Source organism: Bradyrhizobium sp. AT1 (assembly GCF_001590795.1).
GTDB lineage: Bacteria > Pseudomonadota > Alphaproteobacteria > Rhizobiales > Xanthobacteraceae > Bradyrhizobium.
Genome location: NZ_JXDL01000001.1, coordinates 2,460,834 through 2,478,390 on the forward strand (window position 1 = coordinate 2,460,834; position 17,557 = coordinate 2,478,390).

A 17,557-nucleotide genomic window follows, 5' to 3' on the forward strand; every position below is an offset into this window, starting at 1 on the left:
CCTGGGCCGCGAGCGGCCCGGCGGCAACGGAGGTGAGCAAGGCCGACGACGGCCGGAATGAGATAGATTTTGCGCATCGAAACCTTCGAAACAAACTTGAAAGAACGCTTCAAAAATCGGCAGCTGCGAAATCAGGCTCCCCGGACCGTCGTCGCAACCGAGACGGAAAATGTTGCAACGCGACAAAGCGTTACAAGATGCCACCGAGGAGACAAGGTTCGAAACAGCGACTCTTTGGCAGCGTAGGAATACGGGATCAGGCTGCCAAACGCTGCGAATGAACATTCACAAGTGCTTTTTTTGATCAATTGTGGTCACCGGCCGTTCGCGCTAAGCATCGAACCGGGGCAGGCCATCATGCAAAGAATTCCATGACCGAACGGCGTTCCGCTTTCGCGGTCGATCGCCGCGGCTTCATTGGTCTTGCGGGAGCTACCGCTGCGGGATGGATCGCGCTCGGCGCAACGTCCGATCGCATGCGCATCGTCGCATCCTTGACTGCATTGCCGCTCGACGACGAGCTGACCAGGCGGAGCATGATCGACAGCGCGACCTCCCGCCTTGGCGGTCTCGTCGTCGGCTTGAGACAGCGCGGCTGGGTCGAAGGCGTCAACTTCCGCCTCGAGCTCCGTTCGACCTTCGGCGCACCGGACCGGCTGAAGGCGGCGATTCAGGAACTGCTCGACCTCAAACCGGACGTGATCCTGACCGGCTCGACGGTCGAAACTGCGGCTGTCCTCGCAGCCACCAAGACCGTCCCGATCGTGTTCGCGACCGCCAACGATCCGGTCGGCAACGGCTTCGTCGAAAGCCTTGCGCATCCCGGCGGCAACGTCACCGGCTTCACCAACAGCACCGCCGAGATGGGCGGCAAATGGCTGCAGCTGATCCGCGAGGCCGTGCCCGACATCGTGCGTGTCGGCATCCTGTTCAACCCCGCGACCACGCCGCGCGGCGGACGCTTCTTCCTCGAATCGATCGAGCAGGAAGCCGCTTCATGCGGCGTATCCGTGATCCCCGCCCCGGTCGACGCGCCTGCGGGGATCGACGAGGTCGTCGGGCGCTTTTCCGAGCCGCCCAAGGCGGCGATGGTCGCACTGGTCGACAGCTTCCTCGTGATCAACCGCAAGGCGGTGGTCGCGGCCGCCGACAAATATCGCGTGCCCACGATCTACCCGTTCCATTACTTCATGGATGCGGGCGGGCTGATGAGCTACGGGCCGACGCTGGAGGTGCGTTCGGCCGATTACGTCGATCTCATCCTGCGCGGCACCAAGGCCGGCGATCTTCCGGTGCAATCGCCGCGGAAATACGAGCTGCTGATCAATCGCACTGTGGCCCGCACGCTGGGATTGACGCTGCCTTTCACCCTGCTCGCGCGCGCCGACGAGATCCGCGAGTGAGCGAGACGGCCGACCAGGGACATTTGCGGACGCCTCCCGGCCGGCTGTTCCGCAAATATCTCTACTCGATCGTCGCCCTCGCCTTTGCCGCGCTCGCCATCAACACCGGCTTCGACGTCTGGTTCTCCTATCGCGAGCAGAAGCAGCTTCTGGCGGCAACCCAGCGCGAGCAGGCGGCGTCCGCGGCGATTCAGATCGGCCAGTTCATCAACCAGATCGAAAACCAGATCCGGTGGCTCTCGCGGCTGCCGCCGGAGTTGTCGACCAACGAAGACGAGCGCCTGAACACGATTCGTCTGCTGCGCCTCTCGCCGGCGATCGCGGAAATCGCCGAGCTGGACTCGCGAGGGCTCGAGCAGGTGCGCGTGTCCCGCCGTGTCGCCGACCGGGTCGGCAGCAAGGCCGACCTGTCCGCCTCCCCCGCCTTCCGCGGCGCGAACGAAAGCCGGGCCTATTACGGGCCGGTCTACTTCTTCGGCGACACCGAGCCGTACATGACGCTCGCCACGCGCGGCACCGGCCGCAGTCCGAATGTGATCGTCGCCGAAGTCAACCTGCGCTTCATCTGGGACCTCGTCACCGGGATCAGGGTCGGCAACACCGGCAAGGCCTACGTGGTCGATCGCATGGGGGTCCTGATCGCGCATCCCGATTTGTGGCGGGCCCTGCAGCGCAGCGACCTCTCCGGCCACGCGGACGTCCGCGCCGCGCTCGACGGCGTAGGGCCGGCTTCGGGCGGATTGATCAAGGAGGATCTGACCGGTCAGCGCGTGCTCTCGACCTATGCGACGGTCCCCTCGCTCGGCTGGGTGGTGTTCGTCGAGCTGCCGCTCGCCGAAGCCTATGCGCCGATCTACGCATCGATCGGCCGTTCGACCTTTCTCCTCGTCGTCCTGCTGGCCGGTGCGGTGCTGGTGTCTTTCTTTCTCAGCCGGCGCATGACCGAACCGATCCAGCTCCTGACGCAGGGCGCGCGGCGGATCGGGAGCGGCGATCTCGGCCTGCGGCTCGCGATCAAGTCCGGCGACGAGCTGGAAGCACTCGGCGACCAGTTCAACCGCATGGCCGCGCAGCTGCGCTATTCCTACGCCACGCTCGAGCGCAAGGTGATCGAGCGCACCTCCGAGCTCGAGAAAGCCCGCGATCACGCCCTTGCCGAGCACGATGCCGCCGAGCGCGCGCGCAGCCTCGCGGTGCAGGCCAACGAGACCAAGTCGCGCTTCCTTGCCGTCGTCAGCCACGAGCTGCGCACGCCGCTGAACGGCGTCATGGGCGTGCTGCAATTGCTCGACGACGGCGGCCTCGGCGAAGCGCAGCGGCGCCACCTCGCGACCGCCGCAGCGTCAAGCGAAACGCTGATCGCGCTGGTCGATGCGATTCTGGAATATGCACGCCTGGAGGCCAGCAGCGAGACGCTGGAGACGCGCGACTTTCACCTCGACCAGCTCATCGACGCCGCCGCCGAGCTGATGCGTCCTCAGGCCTTCGGCAAGGGCCTGACGTTCGACCTCGCCTGCGATGCCTCGGTCCATACCTCGGCGCACGGCGATCCTGTCCGGCTCAATCGCATCCTGCTCAATCTGATCGGCAACGCCATCAAGTTCACGCCGTCCGGCGGGATCGCCGTGAACGCGGTCGCCGAGCGGCACGACGATCATATCCTGCTGCGCATCACCGTTCGCGACACCGGCATCGGCATCGCGGCCGACATGCACGAACGGATCTTCGAGGATTTCGTGCAGGCCGACGACAGCATCGCGCGGCGGTTCGGCGGCACGGGCCTTGGCCTTGCGATCGCGCGCCGCCTGGCCCGCCTGATGCGCGGCGAGCTGACGGTTGCGAGCACGCCGGGCGCGGGCAGCACGTTCACGCTTCACGTGCCGCTCGGCATCGCCGCGAGCGGCAACGCGCAAGGCGAGCTTCCGATGCCGTCGCGGCGGCTCCGCGTGCTCCTGGTCGACGACGACCCCGTCAATTGCGAGGTCGGCGAAGCGATCCTGAAGCGGCTCGGCCACCACCCCACCATCGCAAGAGACGGCGCATCGGCCGTCGCGCTTGCCCGCGATCAGGCGTTCGACGTCATCCTGATGGATTTGCACATGCCCGACATGGACGGCGTGGAGGCGGCCTCGCGGATCGGCACGCTCGGCCTGCCGAAGATGCCGCGCATCATCGCCGTGACGGCCGACGTGTCCACTGGCGCCCGCGAGCGGCTCGCAGGCGCCGGCATCGCCAAGGTCGTGAGCAAGCCGATCCTGATCAACGCCCTGCGCGAAGCGATGGAGGACGATCCAGCGCAAGAGCCGAGCGCAATGCGGCTTGCGACCGGCGCCTTGATCGACCGCCACTTTCTCGACGACCAGAGGGAACTGCTGGGCCCGACGCAGATCGCGAAGCTGCATGATCTGCTGCAGAAGACCAGCGACAGACTGATCGCGGACATCGCCAGGGCCGCGGCCACCGGCGATCAGAAGCAGCTCGCGCGCCTCACCCACCAGCTCGGCAGCGCCGCCGGCGCGCTCGGCCTCGTCCGCCTGTTCGAGCGCTGCCGCGAGGTCGAGGACGCCGCGCCCGCGATGTCCGCGCCGGAGTGCGAGCGCGCCGCGCAGGACCTCGCCGCGCTCCAGAAAGCCTCGATGAGTGCGCTGGACGAGTTGCTGCGGCCGGCGGGACAGCGCTCGGCTGATCGCAGGATCTCCGGCTGAGGCCAAAGCGGGAGAACCATCGAAAGTTTCTTTACGGAAATCGTTTGATTGATAGAGTGGCCCTCTTTCAACCTGGGGTTAGTTAGATGAAAAGACTATTTTTCGCATCGGCGTTCGTTCTCGCTGCAACGTCGGCCCAAGCGCAACTCACGTCTGAGCCGGCGCCTGGCACGCTTCCGGCAGGTCAGAGCGTTCTCGTCGACGACGGCACCTGTGGGCCAGGGAAGATCAAAAAAGTCACTGGCGGAAGCGACGTGGATCTCGTTACGGGCAAACCCAGGAAGGGCTCTGCGCGAAAAAGGACGTGTATCAAGAGGCCGTAGCGGACGTCCCCCTTGACGAGGCACAAGCGACGCGCTCAGGCCCAGTCCTCAGCGCGGGCGCGTGCCCACCTCCTCGTCGCGCCCAAACCGCTCGACGAGGAAGTCGATAAACAGCCGCACCTTCACCGACAAATGCCGCGTCGGCGGATAGACCGCATAGAGCGCGAGCGGCGGCGCGGAATAGTCGTTCAGCACGGCGCGCAGCTCGCCCTTCCGCAAAGCATCCGCCGCGATGAACTCCGGCAGCAGCGCCAGTCCCCGGCCCTTGATCGCGACGTCGCGCAGCACCTCGGCGTTGTTGACGCAGAGCGACCATGCCGGCTGGATCCAGTGATCGCCGTCGCTGCCGGTCAGCTTCCATTGATTGCCGGTTAGCAGGAAGCCGTAGGTGAGCGCGACATGCTCGCGCAGGTCCTGCGGATGTCTTGGCGCGCCGTGCCGCGCCAGATAATCCGGCGAGGCGCAGATCATGCGCGCCACCGGCATGATCTTTCGCGCGATCAGGCTGGAGGACTCCAATTCCGCGATCCGCAAGGTCACGTCGAAGCCGTCCTGGACGGGATCGAGCAGGTCGTCGCTGAGCACGATCTGCAGCTGGAGCTCCGCATATCGCGCCATGAAATCGGCGAGCACGGGCCCGAGCCGCATGGTGCCGAACGACATCGGCGCGTTGACGCGCAGCAGCCCCCGCGGCGCCGACTGGGCCTGCGTCACCGCCTGATCAGCCGCCTCGACCTCCGAGAGGATGACGAGCGCGCGCTCGAAATAGCGCTGGCCGTTCTCGGTCGGGCTGGCGTGCCTTGTGGTCCGGTTCAGCAGCTGAACGCCGAGGCTCTCCTCGAGATCGGCGATGTATTTGCTGATCGCCGAGCGCGACAGCCGCAGCTGCCGGCCGGCCTCGGCAAAGCTGCCGCTTTCGACCACCTTCACGAACGCCCGCAGGCTGCCGAGCTTATCCAAGGCCGGCCTCGACCGATTGTTTCCAAATCGTAGACATAGCCGTCATATTTGCATGGATTGTCTCCAATCCAAAGCGGAACAATATTTCCGACCAGAGCACGACGCTCCCCAAGCTTTGGAGGACGACAATGTCTGGACTGCACCATGTCACCGCGATCGCCGGCGACCCCATCCGCAATTTCGGCTTTTACACGCGGGATCTCGGCCTGCGCTTCGTCAAGAAGACGGTCAATTTCGACGATCCCGGCACCTATCACTTCTACTACGGCGACGAGACCGGCCGCCCCGGCACCATCCTCACCTTCTTCCCCTGGGCCGGTGCATCGCCCGGACGCCGCGGCGTCGGCGAGACCCATCAGACCGCTTTCCGAGTGCCGCAGCGCTCGCTCGGCTACTGGACCCAGCGCTTCACCGAGAAGGGCATCGCCTATGAAGCGCTGGAAAAGCGTTTCGGCGAATCCGTGCTGCCCTTCACCGATCCTGACGGCATGGCGCTCGCGCTGGTCGGCGTACCGGGTGCGGAGAACGAGCCCGGCTGGAGCAACGGCGACGTGCCGGCCGAGCACGCCATCCGCGGCTTCCATGGCGTGACCCTGCTGCTCGACAGCGCCGTGAAGACGGCCGCCGTCCTCACCGACGTGTTCGGCTTCAAGGAGACTGGCCGCGAAGGCTCAGTGATCCGCTTCAAGGCCCCTGGCGATGCCGAAGGCAGCGTCGTCGACATCTACGAGGCCAAGGGTTTTCTGCGCGGGCATCAGGGCGGCGGGTCGGTGCATCACATCGCCTTCCGCGCGGTTGACGATGCCGAGCAGGGCAAGATGGCGCAAAAGCTCGTGAGCAATCACGGCCTGCATCCGACCGAGCAGCGCGACCGCAACTACTTCCGCTCGGTCTATTTCCGCGAGCCCGGCGGCGTGCTGTTCGAGATCGCGACCGACATCCCCGGCTTCGCCGTCGACGAGCCCGTCGCGACGCTGGGACGTGACCTCAAGTTGCCCAGCTTCCTCGAGCAGCACCGCAAGCAGATCGAGGGTGTGTTGCCGAATTTGGAAGAGACCGTGTCATGACCGAGACTGCATTCATCCACCGCTTCGAGCCCGCGACCAGCGCGGGCTCCCCGCCGCTCCTGCTGCTGCACGGCACCGGCGGCGACGAGAACGACCTGCTCGGGCTCGGCAAGATGATCTCGCCCGCCTCCGCCCTGCTCTCGCCGCGCGGCCGCGTGCTCGAGCACGGCATGCCGCGCTTCTTCCGCCGGCTCGCCGAAGGCGTGTTCGACGAGGAGGACGTCCGCCGCCGCGCGATCGAGCTCGGTGACTTCGTCGTCGAGGCGCGCAAGCAGTACGGCATCGCCGCACCGGTTGCGGTCGGCTTCTCCAACGGCGCCAACATCGCGGCGGCATTGTTGCTGCTGCGGCCGGAGGTGCTTGCAGGCGCCATCCTGCTGCGCGCCATGGTGCCGTTATCGGATCCGCCCAAGGCCGAACTTGGTGGCAAGCCGGTGCTGCTGCTGTCCGGCCAAGCCGATCCGATCGTGCCGGCGAGCAATTCGGCGAAGCTCGCGACGTTGCTGTCGGATGCCGGAGCGCGTGTCGACCACAAGGTGCTGCCGGTGGGCCATCAATTGTCGCAAGCCGACGTGACGCTGGCCCGCAACTGGATCGGCAGCGCCAACGCGCAGGCGGCGTGACTCAAAGGCGGCGCATCGTCTCCAAACGGTGCGCCGCCGCTTATCACTCGAACCAGCCGCGCCGCTTGAACCAGATCAGCGGCAGCACGCCGCTGGCGATGATCGCGAGCCACGCCAGCGGATAGCCGAAGCTCCAGTCCAGCTCGGGCATGTGCTTGAAGTTCATGCCCCAGATGCCGACCATGATGGTCGGCGGTACGCCAACGACGGACACGATGGTCAGAATCTTGAACAGCTCGTTCTGCTGGATGTTGATGAAGCCGAGCACGGCATCGAGCAGCAGCTGGATCTTGTCGGAGAGACGCGTCTCGTAATCGCTGAGCGAGACCACGTCTTTCGACACGGCCTCGAGGCGCTTCTTCGACGCGGCCGTGATCCATTCACTGCCGACATCGCCCGCGAACGACGCGATGCGGCCAACGCCGAGCAGGACATCGCGCGCCTTGGCGAGGCGATCGGCCAGCTCGCCGATGTTCTCCAACGCCTCGCGCATCCTGCGGCTGGACCGCACCGGCCGCTGGCCGCGAACGAGGCCACCCCTGAAGACGCCCCGCGAGAGCTGGTCCACCTTTGCACCGAGATGCTCCAAAACATCGGCACCGCGATCGATCATGGCTTCCAGCAGGCTGGTGAACACGCACATGCCGTTTTCCAGGCTGTCGTCGGAGCCGATGCGCTTGCCGATGTCGTCGAAGATCGGCAGCTCGGCAAAGCGCACCGTGACCAGCACATGCGGGCCGATGACGAATCCCACCGGCGTGATCTCCGCCTCGTTGCCCTCGTCGAGCCGGACCGCCGGCGAGCTGAGATAGAGCGTGCCGTGGTCGAGAATGAGGCGGCTCGACGCCTCGATCTCGCTAAGGGACTCTTCCGAGGGTATGCGGATGCCGAGCAACCGTTCGACGAACCGCTTTTCCTCATCGGTCGCGTTCAGGAGATCAGCCCAGATGATCTCCGAGGGCATGTCCGCGCCGATACTCCGCCAGTCGTCGGACGGCCACCTGTAAAGCTTGAGCAAGAACCGAACTCCGTGGCCGCACCGGCATGTGATGTCTGGCGGGCTAACGCATCACGGTTCCAAACGTTCAATGTCTTGCGGCCCGGTTGCCTTAAGCTTCGGGCGCAGTCCGCATTCCGACCAAAGCGGATGTCAACAGTGCGACAATGAATGTCGGCGAAAGGCCATAAGCGGGCCTCAGTCGGGATTGTCGTGAAGGTCAGCTACGGGCCAATAGCGGCTGTCGCATACGGTCTCTTGAATTGGAAGGAGACGTCGCCTTCGCAAACGGCATCTCCTTCGTCCGGAACGGCAATGATGGATGAGAGATGTCGTCAAGACCTGATGAATGAGAGTAGGTCGGGATTGAGGACATCTGCATGCGTGGTTAGCATGCCATGAGGGTAGCCGGGATACGTCTTCAGCGATCCGTTCTCAAGCAAGCCCACCGCACGCGGTACGGAACTTGCGAACGGGACGACTTGATCAGCGTCGCCATGCATCACCAGCACCGGCACGGTAATTTTCTTGAGGTCTTGAGTATAATCCTCGAGCCAAGAGTCGACCGTCGCGTAGTGCGCGAGAGCACTACCGGCCATGCCTTGGCGCCACCAGTTCGCAATGACCGCCTCGGAAGGCTTCGCCCCATCTCGGTTGTAGCCGTAGAACGGATTCTCAGGAACGAAACGATAGAACTCTGACCGGTTGCCCAGCACGCCCCCGCGGATCGCTTCGAACCACTCTGGCGGTTGCCCAGACGGGTTCTCGGCGCTCCGGTACATGTTCGGCGTCAGTGAAGCCACCAGCGCCGCCTTCGCGACGCGCTCCTGGTGGCGAGCGACATAGCGAGCCACCTCGCCGCCACCTGTAGAGTGGCCAATGTGGATCGCGTCGCGCAAGTTGAGGTGTTCAGTCAAAGCAGCGAGGTCCGCAACCCAGTGGTCCATGTCGTTGCCGGTGCTGGGCTGGTCAGACCGGCCGTGGCCGCGCCGGTCATGGGCGATTACGCGGTAGCCCTGACGAAGGAAGAACATCATTTGGGCATCCCAGTCGTCCGCTGTCAGCGGCCAACCGTGGCTGAAAACGATCGGCTGACCTGATCCCCAATCCTTGTAGAAGATTTTTACGCCGTCTGTCGTCCTGATCGTGGGCATCGAGAGCTCCATTGCTATTGAAAAATTTGTGGACGGGAGTCTAAGAACGGCAAACGAGCCCAAGCTGATCAGGCCACGGATTGCGGCTCCTGGCTTTCTAAATGAAACGATATTCGGCAGCCTCGCCCCGCCGCAGAATTGTTGAGGCCGTACGGAATTGCGATCACGCCGTGCCTATCGCCTGGAGTGCTGGGATGACTTTGCTGAAGACGGGACGAGGCTTCGGCGAAGCATTGTTCGTTGTCCTTTTGATTGAAGACTGCGAAACGGTCTAAATCCCTCTTTGGCTCCTGACCAAGACCTTGTAGGCTTCAAGCTATGCCTGGAAGATATACGAGGGATCATGGAGCTCCGGCACCTGCGCTATTTCGTTGCCGTCGCTGAAGAGGGGAGCCTGCTGAACGCCGCCGAGAGGCGACTGAACACCTCCCAGCCGTCGCTGAGTCGGCAAATTCGCGATCTTGAAGCCGAGGTGGGCGTTCAACTATTGGAGCGCCAGGCGCGCGGCGTAGCGCTGACCGCCGCTGGACGCGTGTTTCTCGATCATGCGCGGCTGGCGTTGCTGCAAGTCGAGGCCGCAACGGAGGGCGCCCGGCAAACGGCGCAACCGCAACGGCCCGTCCTTTCGATGGGTTTTCTCGTCGGGCTGGAGGTGATGTGGCTACCGCAGCTGCTGCGTATGCTCCGCGAGGAGGCACCCGATGTCGACGTGACGCTCAGTACGCAATCTTCGCCAGAACTCGCACTGGCATTGATGCGAGGAAAGCTGGACATCGCTTTCCTTCGTCCGGAGAGAGACAACGAGGGCGTCGTTTTCAAGATATTGGCAAAGGAGCCCTTGATTGCAGTGCTGCCGGCCGAACACCGCCTGGCATCACGGAAGAAGATTCGTCCGCAGGATCTCGCCCGCGAGATCTATGTCAGCTCGGCAAGAACATCGCCGGTCTTGCAGGATGTCATACAAAACTACGCATCCCGGGTCGGCATCATCCTCAAGGCGAAGTATGAAGGCGAAAACATATCATCGGCCATGTCGCTCGTCGCCTCCACGGGCGGAATTAGCCTCGTCCCGCTCTATGCGCAGAACATGCTTGCACCGAACGTCGTCGCCAGGGCGCTTGAGGGCGGCACTCCAACGGTCGATTTGGCCTTGGGATACAATCAGGCAAATCCGTCGCCCTTGCTGCGGCGGCTATTGTCACGCACGGATGAATTGGTCGCGAACGTCCAGAACCAGAGCATCATCCGATACGTTGAAGCTCAGTAGCTGGGGACGGTAAACGTCCGCTTTGGGTCATGAGGCGACATCGACCAAGTCCTAAGATAGACTGGGCCACGCAACAAGCAGTGCCCACTCTTTCAGGCCCGAACGTCACAATCAGAACGGCTCGTCCCGACGATCGCGACGGCTTCTTTGCATTGCAGGGCGATCCAGAAATACACGAAATGTTCGGAGGCAGCCGCGACAGCTGTCGCACCATGACTCGTGAGGCTGCTGATGCCATGGTCAAGCGGCTATCGGATCATCCGTTCGCATGGGTGATTGAGCATAGATCAAGAGTGATCGGAGAAGCCCGGCTAGATCGCGTTGACATGCAAGATCGGCGCGCATCGTTTGCCATAGGCATTCTCGATCCGCAGTGCCTTGGGAGGGGCATTGGAACTGAGGCAATGCGTCTCGTTCTGCGATTTGCCTTTGACCGCTTGCAGCTGCATCGTATCTCTGTGCGTGTGCTCGCTTACAATCGTCGGGCTATTCGCTCCTATGAGAAGTGTGGCTTTGTGCTTGAAGGTCGTGAACGGGAAGCCGCGCTGGTGAACGGTGAATGGCACGACGACTGCATAATGGGGTTGCTCGATCGCGACTTTCGCTGACCCCTCCCAGCGGCACTGTCGACGTCCGCTTCGGATCAAAAGCGGGTATCGGCCGGTGCGGCTTTAACGTCGGCTTTGGATCAGAAGCGTCAGTGGCATATGCGATAGCTATCGTCGCGGCGTTCGTCCGCGGATACGGTCGAAGCCCTGCTTGATCGCTGCGAAGCGCTGGTCGATGAACGGTTCGTGCTCAGTATCGGTGAAAATGTAGGGCCAGTCGTTCTCGATGGCCTCGCGAACCAGTTCGCCCACATAGAGCGGATCAATCCCGGTGTCGATCCGTCCCTGCAGTGCCTTGATGAATTCGGCCCGGGGTCCTTCTTTCGGCGGAGGGTTGCCGACGGCCCCGGCAAATCGCTGCGGCACGTTGCGCCTGGAGCTCAGGATCTGCGTGCGGATGATACCCGGACACAGAACGGAGACCCCGATCTTCCTCGGCGCGAGCACGCCACGCATCCCCTCGGATAGCGCCACCACGCCATATTTGCTCACATCGTATGCCGGAGTTGGTCCCGCAATCAGTCCGGAGACGGACGCCGTGGAAACCACCTGCCCTCCCTCGCCGTGCGCCTCGATCAGCGGACCGAAAATCTCGAAGCCCCAGATCACCGCCATCAGGTTGACGCCGAGGACCCAGCTCCAGCCCCCATCGGTCCAGTCACCATAGACGCCGCCACCACCCACGCCCGCATTGTTGACCAGGATGTGGATTTTGCCATACCGCGCGACGGTCGCGTCCGCTGCCGCTTGAAGTTCGCTTTTGAGCGAGACATCGGCTTTCACGGCATCGACATCGGCGTTGGTTCGTGTCTTCAGATCCGCGACCGCTTTTTTCAGCGCCTCTTCCTCGATGTCGCAGAGCATGACCTTCACCCCCGCCTGTGACAGCGCGGTCGCGATCCCGAGACCGATCCCCGAGGCAGCGCCTGTCACGAATGCTGTCTGTCCAGACAAGTCTTTCATGTGCTTTCCACCTTGCTTTCAGTGAACACATTCGCTCGTGCAAAGTCTAAACCCCCGCCAACCCCGGCGGCGCTTTGCGCATGTTGGAGGCCTGCTCATAGGCGTAGGCCAGACGCAGCAGCTTGTGCTCGCTCCACGCCCGGCCTGCGAAGGTGATGCCGAGCGGGTAGTCGGGCGTATCCATGTCGTCTGCTCCCGAGATCAAGCCCGCCGGCACCATGACGCTGGGATAGCCCGCCTTGGCGGCGATCCCGCAGCCGGCACTGCCGGGGAATAGCACCGCGTCGAGCTTGTGCTGGTTCATGTAGGCGTCCATGCCGCGCGTCTTGGCGGAGAGTAGATCCATGGCACGTGCGGATTTGTATTCGCGCTCGCTGAGATCGCCCCTGGTCATGCTGGCGGCGAGGAAGTGGTCCTGGCCGAAGCGTAGCGCCGTCTCCGCATGCGCGGCATTGAAGGCGACGATGTCGGCAATGCCTTTGATCTCGGTGTCGGTCGCCCAATCTCTGAGATAGAGGTCGAGATCGCGTTTCAGCTCGTAAATGAAGACCACCGGCGGCCTCGCGACAGTGCCCTTGAAGCGGCTCAACGGATTGCGGTTGAGCACGGCCATCGTCGTCCCCGGCCCGCCGATCCAGCCAGGCGTCGGCATGCTGGCGCGCACGATGACGGCGCCGAGATCCTCCAGCACCGCGATCGCGTCGGCGATCACCTTGGCCGACCTGGACGGCAGCTTGTCGAAATAGGGATCGTTCAGCGGGTCGGCCGGGTCGCTCGGCACGCCGATGCGCGCGCCCTTCATCGCATCGCGCGTCAGGCCGGCCGTGTAATCGGCCGGCCGCCGTTGCCGCTCCGTCACGGGGTCGAGCACGTCCTTGGCGGCCAGCACGTTCAACATCATCGCCGCGTCGCGCACGGTGCGCGTCATCGGTCCCGCGGTGTCCTGGCTGTGCGCGATCGGCACGATGCCGGCGCGGCTGACGAGCCCGACCGTCGGCTTGACGGTAACGAGGCCATTCTGGCTGGCGGGGTACAGCAGCGAGCCCGAGGTCTCGGTGCCGACGGCGGCCGCGCACAGGCCGGCCGCCACCGCGACTGCCGACCCCGCGCTCGATCCGCCCGGCGGCACGAGCGGGATGCCGCGATCGTCCATCAGCGTCGGCGCATAGGGATTCCTCACCTGGCCGCCGAGCGAGGAGTAGCCCGCGGGCATGTCGACCGCGAGCATGTTGGAGAACTCGGTGAGGTTCGCCTTGCCCAGGATCACCGCGCCGGCATCGCGCAGCAGCTCGACGATCGTGGCGTCGTCCCTCGCGTGCGCGCCTTCCAGCGCCAGCGAGCCCGCGGTCGTCGGCTGCTTGTCGCCGGTGGCGATGTTGTCCTTCACGAGGATCGGCAGGCCGGCCAGCGGCTGGCTCGCCGACGGTTTTGTGCCGTCGAGCTTTCCTGCGATCCCGAGCGCGTCGGGATTGAGCGCGCGCACGGCGTTCAGCGCGGGCCCGCCGCGATCATAGGCCTCGATGCGCGCAAGGTAAGCTTTGGCCAGCGCCGTCGCATCGACCCGGCCATCGGCGAGGGCTTGAGCGATATCGCTCATCGATGCGTCGTCGAGCCTGAGGGGGACCGGCACTGCGATGCCGGCCGCGGCGAGGCCGGTTGGCTTCTTCATGGCGTGCCTCGCCTGACGGCGCGTCCCGAACCATGACGCCGCGATGACTTGATATTGCCAGTGTTTTGCCCGACGGGTCAACGTCCCCGCACATCGCGCCAACCAGCGCAGCAAGCTACGCGCAAGCCATTGAAATGACTAACCCCGTCTACTGTGCATGGGGTTGTTTTCCAGATTTTGGTTTGGCATGCCCTTCCTTTTCCCTTGTGGGAGAAGGAAAGAGAGCAACGTGCCGGCCCCGCCCTACTCCCAATGCCACGTCGAAAAATCGTTCTCGTATTGCGGCACGTCCTTCCAGACACCCTTCAGCTTCTTGGCTGTGATGGTGATCAGCTGCGGCTGATACAGGTAGGCGGAGACGGCGTCGGTCGCGAGCATGCGCTGGGCGTCGCCGAGCAGCTTTGCGCGGGCGGCCTCTTCCGGCGTCGACACGATCTGCTTGTAGAGCGCGTTGAACGCCTCGTTGTTGTAGCCGAGATAGTAGTCCGCCTCGGTGATCTTGACGAGGTCGAACGGCTCGACATGGCTGATGATGGTGAGATCGAAATTGTGCGGCCCGTTACCGGCGAACACCTGCGACAGCCATTGCGCCCATTCGACGTTCTCGATCTTGGCGATGATGCCGACCTTGGCGAGCTGGGCTGCGGCGATCTCGCCGCCCTGCCGCGCATAGGACGGCGGCGGCAGCTTCAGCGACAATTCGAGCGGCGTGGTGACGCCGGCCTCTGCCAGCAGCTTCTTGGCCTTCTCGGGGTCGTAGGGATTGACGCCGGTGGTGTCGACATAGCCGAGCGCGCCCGGCACGTAGAAGCTGCCGATCGGCGTGCCGAAACCCTCGACGGCGCCGTCGATCATCGCCTTGCGGTCGATCGCGGCGAGGATGGCGCGGCGGACGCGGACGTCGTCGAGCGGCTTCTTGCGGTGGTTGATCGCGACGATAGTCTTGGCCCTGGAGCCGCCGACCAGGACGGTGAAGCGCGGATCGGCCTTGAACTGCGCCAGGGCACGCGCCGCGGCGACGCGGGGGAATGCATCGACGTCGCCCGACAGCAGCGCCGCCACCTGCGCCGCCGGATCGGAGATGAAGCGGATCGTCACCTTGGACAGCTTGATAGCGGAGGCGTTGCGATAGTCGGCCCATTTGGTCAGCGTGATCGAAGAGCCCTTGGCCCAGGCCCCGAGCTGATAGGGCCCGGTGCCGACCGGTTGCGTGATGTTGGTGGGCGCGCTCTTCGGCTCGACGATCGAGCCGCCCGCCTGCCCCAGCAGGAACGGCAGGTTCGGCTCGGAATATTTCACCGTGATCACGATGGTGTCGGCATCCGGCGCTTCGACCTTCTCGAACGCCTGGTACAGGCTCTTGTCCTTGTTGGTGCTGGTCGGCGCCGCGTTACGCTCGAACGAGAATTTCACGGCCGCGGAATCGAAGGGCTCGCCGTTCTGGAATTTGACGCCCTTGCGCAGCTTGAACGTATAGGTCTTCAGGTCGGGCGAAGCCGTCCAGCTCTCGGCCAGCAGCGGCGAGACGGAGCCGTCTTCGTTGATCTTGGTCAGGGTCTCATAGATGTTGTACAGCGTGACCTCGGCGATCGCGGCAGCGGCGGCATTGGTCGGATCGAGCCCCGGTGGCTCCAGCGCCATCGCCATGACGACACTGTCCTTCTTGCTCTGCGCCAGCACCGGCAGCGGAGCCGCGACCAGAGCGGCGGCAAAGGCGACGATCGATAGTTTCCTCAACATGCGGAACTCCCCGGCCTGTTCTGTTCTTTAAGCCTACGCCAATCCTGCGCCGGACACTAACCTTCCATGGCCGTCTGCGGCAACGCCATCACGGCCTCCGCCCTGTGGCAGGCGGCAAGGTGTCCTTCGCCGACCTTGCGTAACTCAGGCAGGGCCTCGCGGCAATGCTGGTCGGCGAGCGGACAGCGCGCGACATAGGGGCATCCGGCCGTCGCCGCCGATTGCGAGGCGATCGCCTGGCCTCCGCGCCGCCGCCTTGCGCCTCCGGCGCGCGCCCGCGGCACCGCCTCCAGCAGCGCCCGCGTATAGGGATGGGCGCAATGCTCGAACAGATCCTCGGGCCGGCCCTGCTCGACGACGCGGCCGAGATACATCACCGCGACCTCGTCGCAGAGATAGTCGACGACGGCGAGGTCATGGCTGATCAGGATGAAGCTCAGGCCGAATTGCTCCTGGAGGTCCTGCATCAGGTTCAGCACCTGCGCCTGCACGGAGACGTCGAGCGCGGAGACCGGCTCGTCGGCGACGATCAGCTTGGGCTGGGTGATCAGCGCGCGCGCGATCGCAATGCGCTGGCGCTGGCCGCCGGAGAATTCGTGCGGATATTTGTCCATGTCGGCATCGCGCAAGCCGACCTGGCGCAGCGCCCCGGCGACGCGCGCGCGGAACGTAGAGCGATCGCCCCCCTCCAGCACCGTCAGCGGCTCGGCGACGATGCGCGCGATGGTCTGGCGCGGATCGAGCGAGCCGTAAGGGTCCTGGAACACCATCTGGAAATCGCGGCGGGCGCGGCGCAGCTCGTCGGCGGAGATGCGATTGAGATCGCGGCCGAGCAGCGCGACCTGCCCCGATGTCGGCCGCTCCAGCGCCATCACCAGCCGCGCGAAGGTCGACTTGCCCGAACCGGATTCGCCGACGACGCCGAGGCTCTTGCCGGCCTGGACCTGCACGCTCACGCCGTTGAGCGCACGCACCTGCCCCGGCGGACGAAACAGGCTCTCTCGCGGCAGGGCGTAGCGCTGTTCGAGATCCTTCACGTCGAGAAGCGGTTCTGCTGCGGCGCTCATGCGGACAGCGCTCCGACGCGTTCTGCCATCGAGACATCGGTCCTGATGCAGCGCACGAAGTGCCCGGGTCCGACATCGACCATCGGTGGCAGCGCGGCGCGGCACTGATCGATCACGAGCGGGCATCGATCGGAGAAGGTGCAGCCGGACGGCAGATCGGCGAGCTCCGGGACGGTGCCCGAGATCGTCTTCAGCCGCGTCCCCTTGCGCGCGCCGAGCTTCGGCCGGGCGCGGAACAAACCTTGCGTGTAGGGATGGCCCATGCGGCGGAAGACTTCGTCGGTCGGTCCGCTCTCGACGACGGTGCCGCCATACATCACCATCATGCGCTGCACGTTCTCGGCGATGACGCCGAGATCGTGCGAGATCAGAATCATCGACATGCCGCGCTCCTCGACCAGATCGGCGATCAGATCGAGGATCTGGCCCTGGATGGTGACGTCGAGCGCGGTGGTCGGCTCGTCCGCGATCAGCAAATCAGGCTCGCAGGCGAGCGCCATCGCGATGGTGATGCGCTGGCGCTGGCCACCGGAAAACTGGTGCGGATAGGCATCGACGCGCCGCGCCGGATCGGGCAGTCCGACGCGGTCGAGCAAGGCGATCGTTTCCTTGCGCGCCTGCGCCGCCGAGTATTTCTTGTGCCGACGCAGCGGCTCGGCGACCTGATCGCCGATCGTGTGCATCGGATTGAGCGCGGTCATCGGCTCCTGGAAGATCATGCTGATGCGGTTGCCGCGCAGGCGGCAATAATCCGCGTCCGGCAATCGCGCGAGCTCGTTGCCGTCGAGCTTGATGCTGCCCGAGACCATTGCGCTGTCGGGCAGCAGCCCCATCAGGGACATCGCGGTCACCGACTTGCCGCAGCCGGACTCGCCGACGAGGCCGAGCGTCTCGCCGCGCTTGAGCGCAAAGCTGACGCCGCGCACGGCCTGCGCCGGCCCGCGGCTGGTGTTGAGGCGGACGCCGAGATTCGCAACCTCGATCAGCGGCATGTTGGAGCGCTCGGCCATC

Annotated in this window: 15 protein-coding genes; 7 read left to right on the top strand and 8 right to left on the bottom strand. The window is 64.6% G+C overall.

The window, feature by feature from the left end:
- Positions 1-371: 371 nt before the first annotated feature.
- From SE92_RS11805 to SE92_RS37535, 3 genes are all read left to right on the top strand, one after another.
- Positions 372-1,403, top strand: a complete 1,032-nt coding sequence (locus SE92_RS11805; protein ID WP_063195858.1) for an ABC transporter substrate-binding protein — start codon at positions 372-374, stop codon at positions 1,401-1,403.
- Entirely contained in the window at positions 1,400-4,108 is a 2,709-nt protein-coding gene (locus SE92_RS11810) for a hybrid sensor histidine kinase/response regulator (protein ID WP_063195859.1), read from the top strand. Before SE92_RS11805 ends, SE92_RS11810 begins: the two co-directional genes overlap by 4 nt.
- 86 nt (positions 4,109-4,194) lie before the next feature.
- Positions 4,195-4,431: a DUF6719 family protein gene (locus tag SE92_RS37535; protein WP_502686758.1), complete on the top strand. Its 237-nt coding sequence runs from the start codon at positions 4,195-4,197 to the stop codon at positions 4,429-4,431.
- A gap of 48 nt (positions 4,432-4,479) precedes the next feature.
- On the opposite strand, the gene SE92_RS11815 is transcribed toward SE92_RS37535, so the two are convergent.
- Positions 4,480-5,391, bottom strand: a complete 912-nt coding sequence (locus SE92_RS11815; protein WP_063195860.1) for a LysR family transcriptional regulator — start codon at positions 5,389-5,391, stop codon at positions 4,480-4,482.
- Positions 5,392-5,519: 128 nt separating this feature from the next.
- Here SE92_RS11815 and SE92_RS11820 point away from each other — a divergent pair, with 128 nt between their 5' ends.
- Positions 5,520-6,458 carry a ring-cleaving dioxygenase gene (locus tag SE92_RS11820; protein ID WP_063195861.1) on the top strand — a complete coding sequence of 313 codons (939 nt, stop codon included), beginning with the start codon at positions 5,520-5,522 and terminating at the stop codon, positions 6,456-6,458.
- Positions 6,455-7,081 carry an alpha/beta hydrolase gene (locus SE92_RS11825; protein WP_063195862.1) on the top strand — a complete coding sequence of 209 codons (627 nt, stop codon included), beginning with the start codon at positions 6,455-6,457 and terminating at the stop codon, positions 7,079-7,081. Before SE92_RS11820 ends, SE92_RS11825 begins: the two co-directional genes overlap by 4 nt.
- Positions 7,082-7,124: 43 nt before the next feature.
- Here SE92_RS11825 and SE92_RS11830 read toward each other — a convergent pair whose 3' ends face one another.
- Complete coding sequence (locus SE92_RS11830) at positions 7,125-8,099, bottom strand: magnesium transporter CorA family protein (RefSeq protein WP_063195863.1); 975 nt, start codon at positions 8,097-8,099, stop codon at positions 7,125-7,127.
- A gap of 314 nt (positions 8,100-8,413) precedes the next feature.
- Entirely contained in the window at positions 8,414-9,232 is an 819-nt protein-coding gene (locus SE92_RS11835) for an alpha/beta fold hydrolase (protein ID WP_063203474.1), read from the bottom strand.
- Between the two features lie 343 nt (positions 9,233-9,575).
- Between SE92_RS11835 and SE92_RS11840 the strand changes: the two genes are divergently transcribed.
- Both SE92_RS11840 and SE92_RS34955 read left to right on the top strand, forming a co-directional pair.
- Positions 9,576-10,499 (top strand): LysR substrate-binding domain-containing protein, encoded by a 924-nt coding sequence (locus SE92_RS11840; protein WP_063203475.1) that lies wholly within the window; start codon positions 9,576-9,578, stop codon positions 10,497-10,499.
- Positions 10,500-10,579: 80 nt separating this feature from the next.
- Complete coding sequence (locus tag SE92_RS34955) at positions 10,580-11,107, top strand: GNAT family N-acetyltransferase (RefSeq protein WP_245324554.1); 528 nt, start codon at positions 10,580-10,582, stop codon at positions 11,105-11,107.
- Positions 11,108-11,215: 108 nt separating this feature from the next.
- Here the strand turns inward: SE92_RS34955 and SE92_RS11845 are convergent, their stop codons facing one another.
- The 5 genes from SE92_RS11845 to SE92_RS11865 all read right to left on the bottom strand — a co-directional run bounded on the left by SE92_RS11845 (position 11,216) and on the right by SE92_RS11865 (position 17,556).
- Entirely contained in the window at positions 11,216-12,070 is an 855-nt protein-coding gene (locus tag SE92_RS11845) for an SDR family NAD(P)-dependent oxidoreductase (protein ID WP_063195864.1), read from the bottom strand.
- A gap of 46 nt (positions 12,071-12,116) precedes the next feature.
- On the bottom strand, positions 12,117-13,739 hold the full coding sequence (locus SE92_RS11850; RefSeq protein ID WP_063195865.1) for an amidase family protein: 1,623 nt from the start codon (positions 13,737-13,739) through the stop codon (positions 12,117-12,119).
- Positions 13,740-13,982: 243 nt separating this feature from the next.
- On the bottom strand, positions 13,983-15,479 hold the full coding sequence (locus tag SE92_RS11855) for an ABC transporter substrate-binding protein (protein ID WP_063195866.1): 1,497 nt from the start codon (positions 15,477-15,479) through the stop codon (positions 13,983-13,985).
- 56 nt (positions 15,480-15,535) lie between these two features.
- Entirely contained in the window at positions 15,536-16,546 is a 1,011-nt protein-coding gene (locus tag SE92_RS11860; protein ID WP_063195867.1) for an ABC transporter ATP-binding protein, read from the bottom strand.
- The gene (locus tag SE92_RS11865) at positions 16,543-17,556 is read right to left on the bottom strand and encodes an ABC transporter ATP-binding protein (protein ID WP_063195868.1); all 1,014 of its coding nucleotides are present in this window, start codon (positions 17,554-17,556) and stop codon (positions 16,543-16,545) included. The genes SE92_RS11860 and SE92_RS11865 overlap by 4 nt, the downstream gene beginning before the upstream one ends.
- Position 17,557 lies beyond the last annotated feature (1 nt).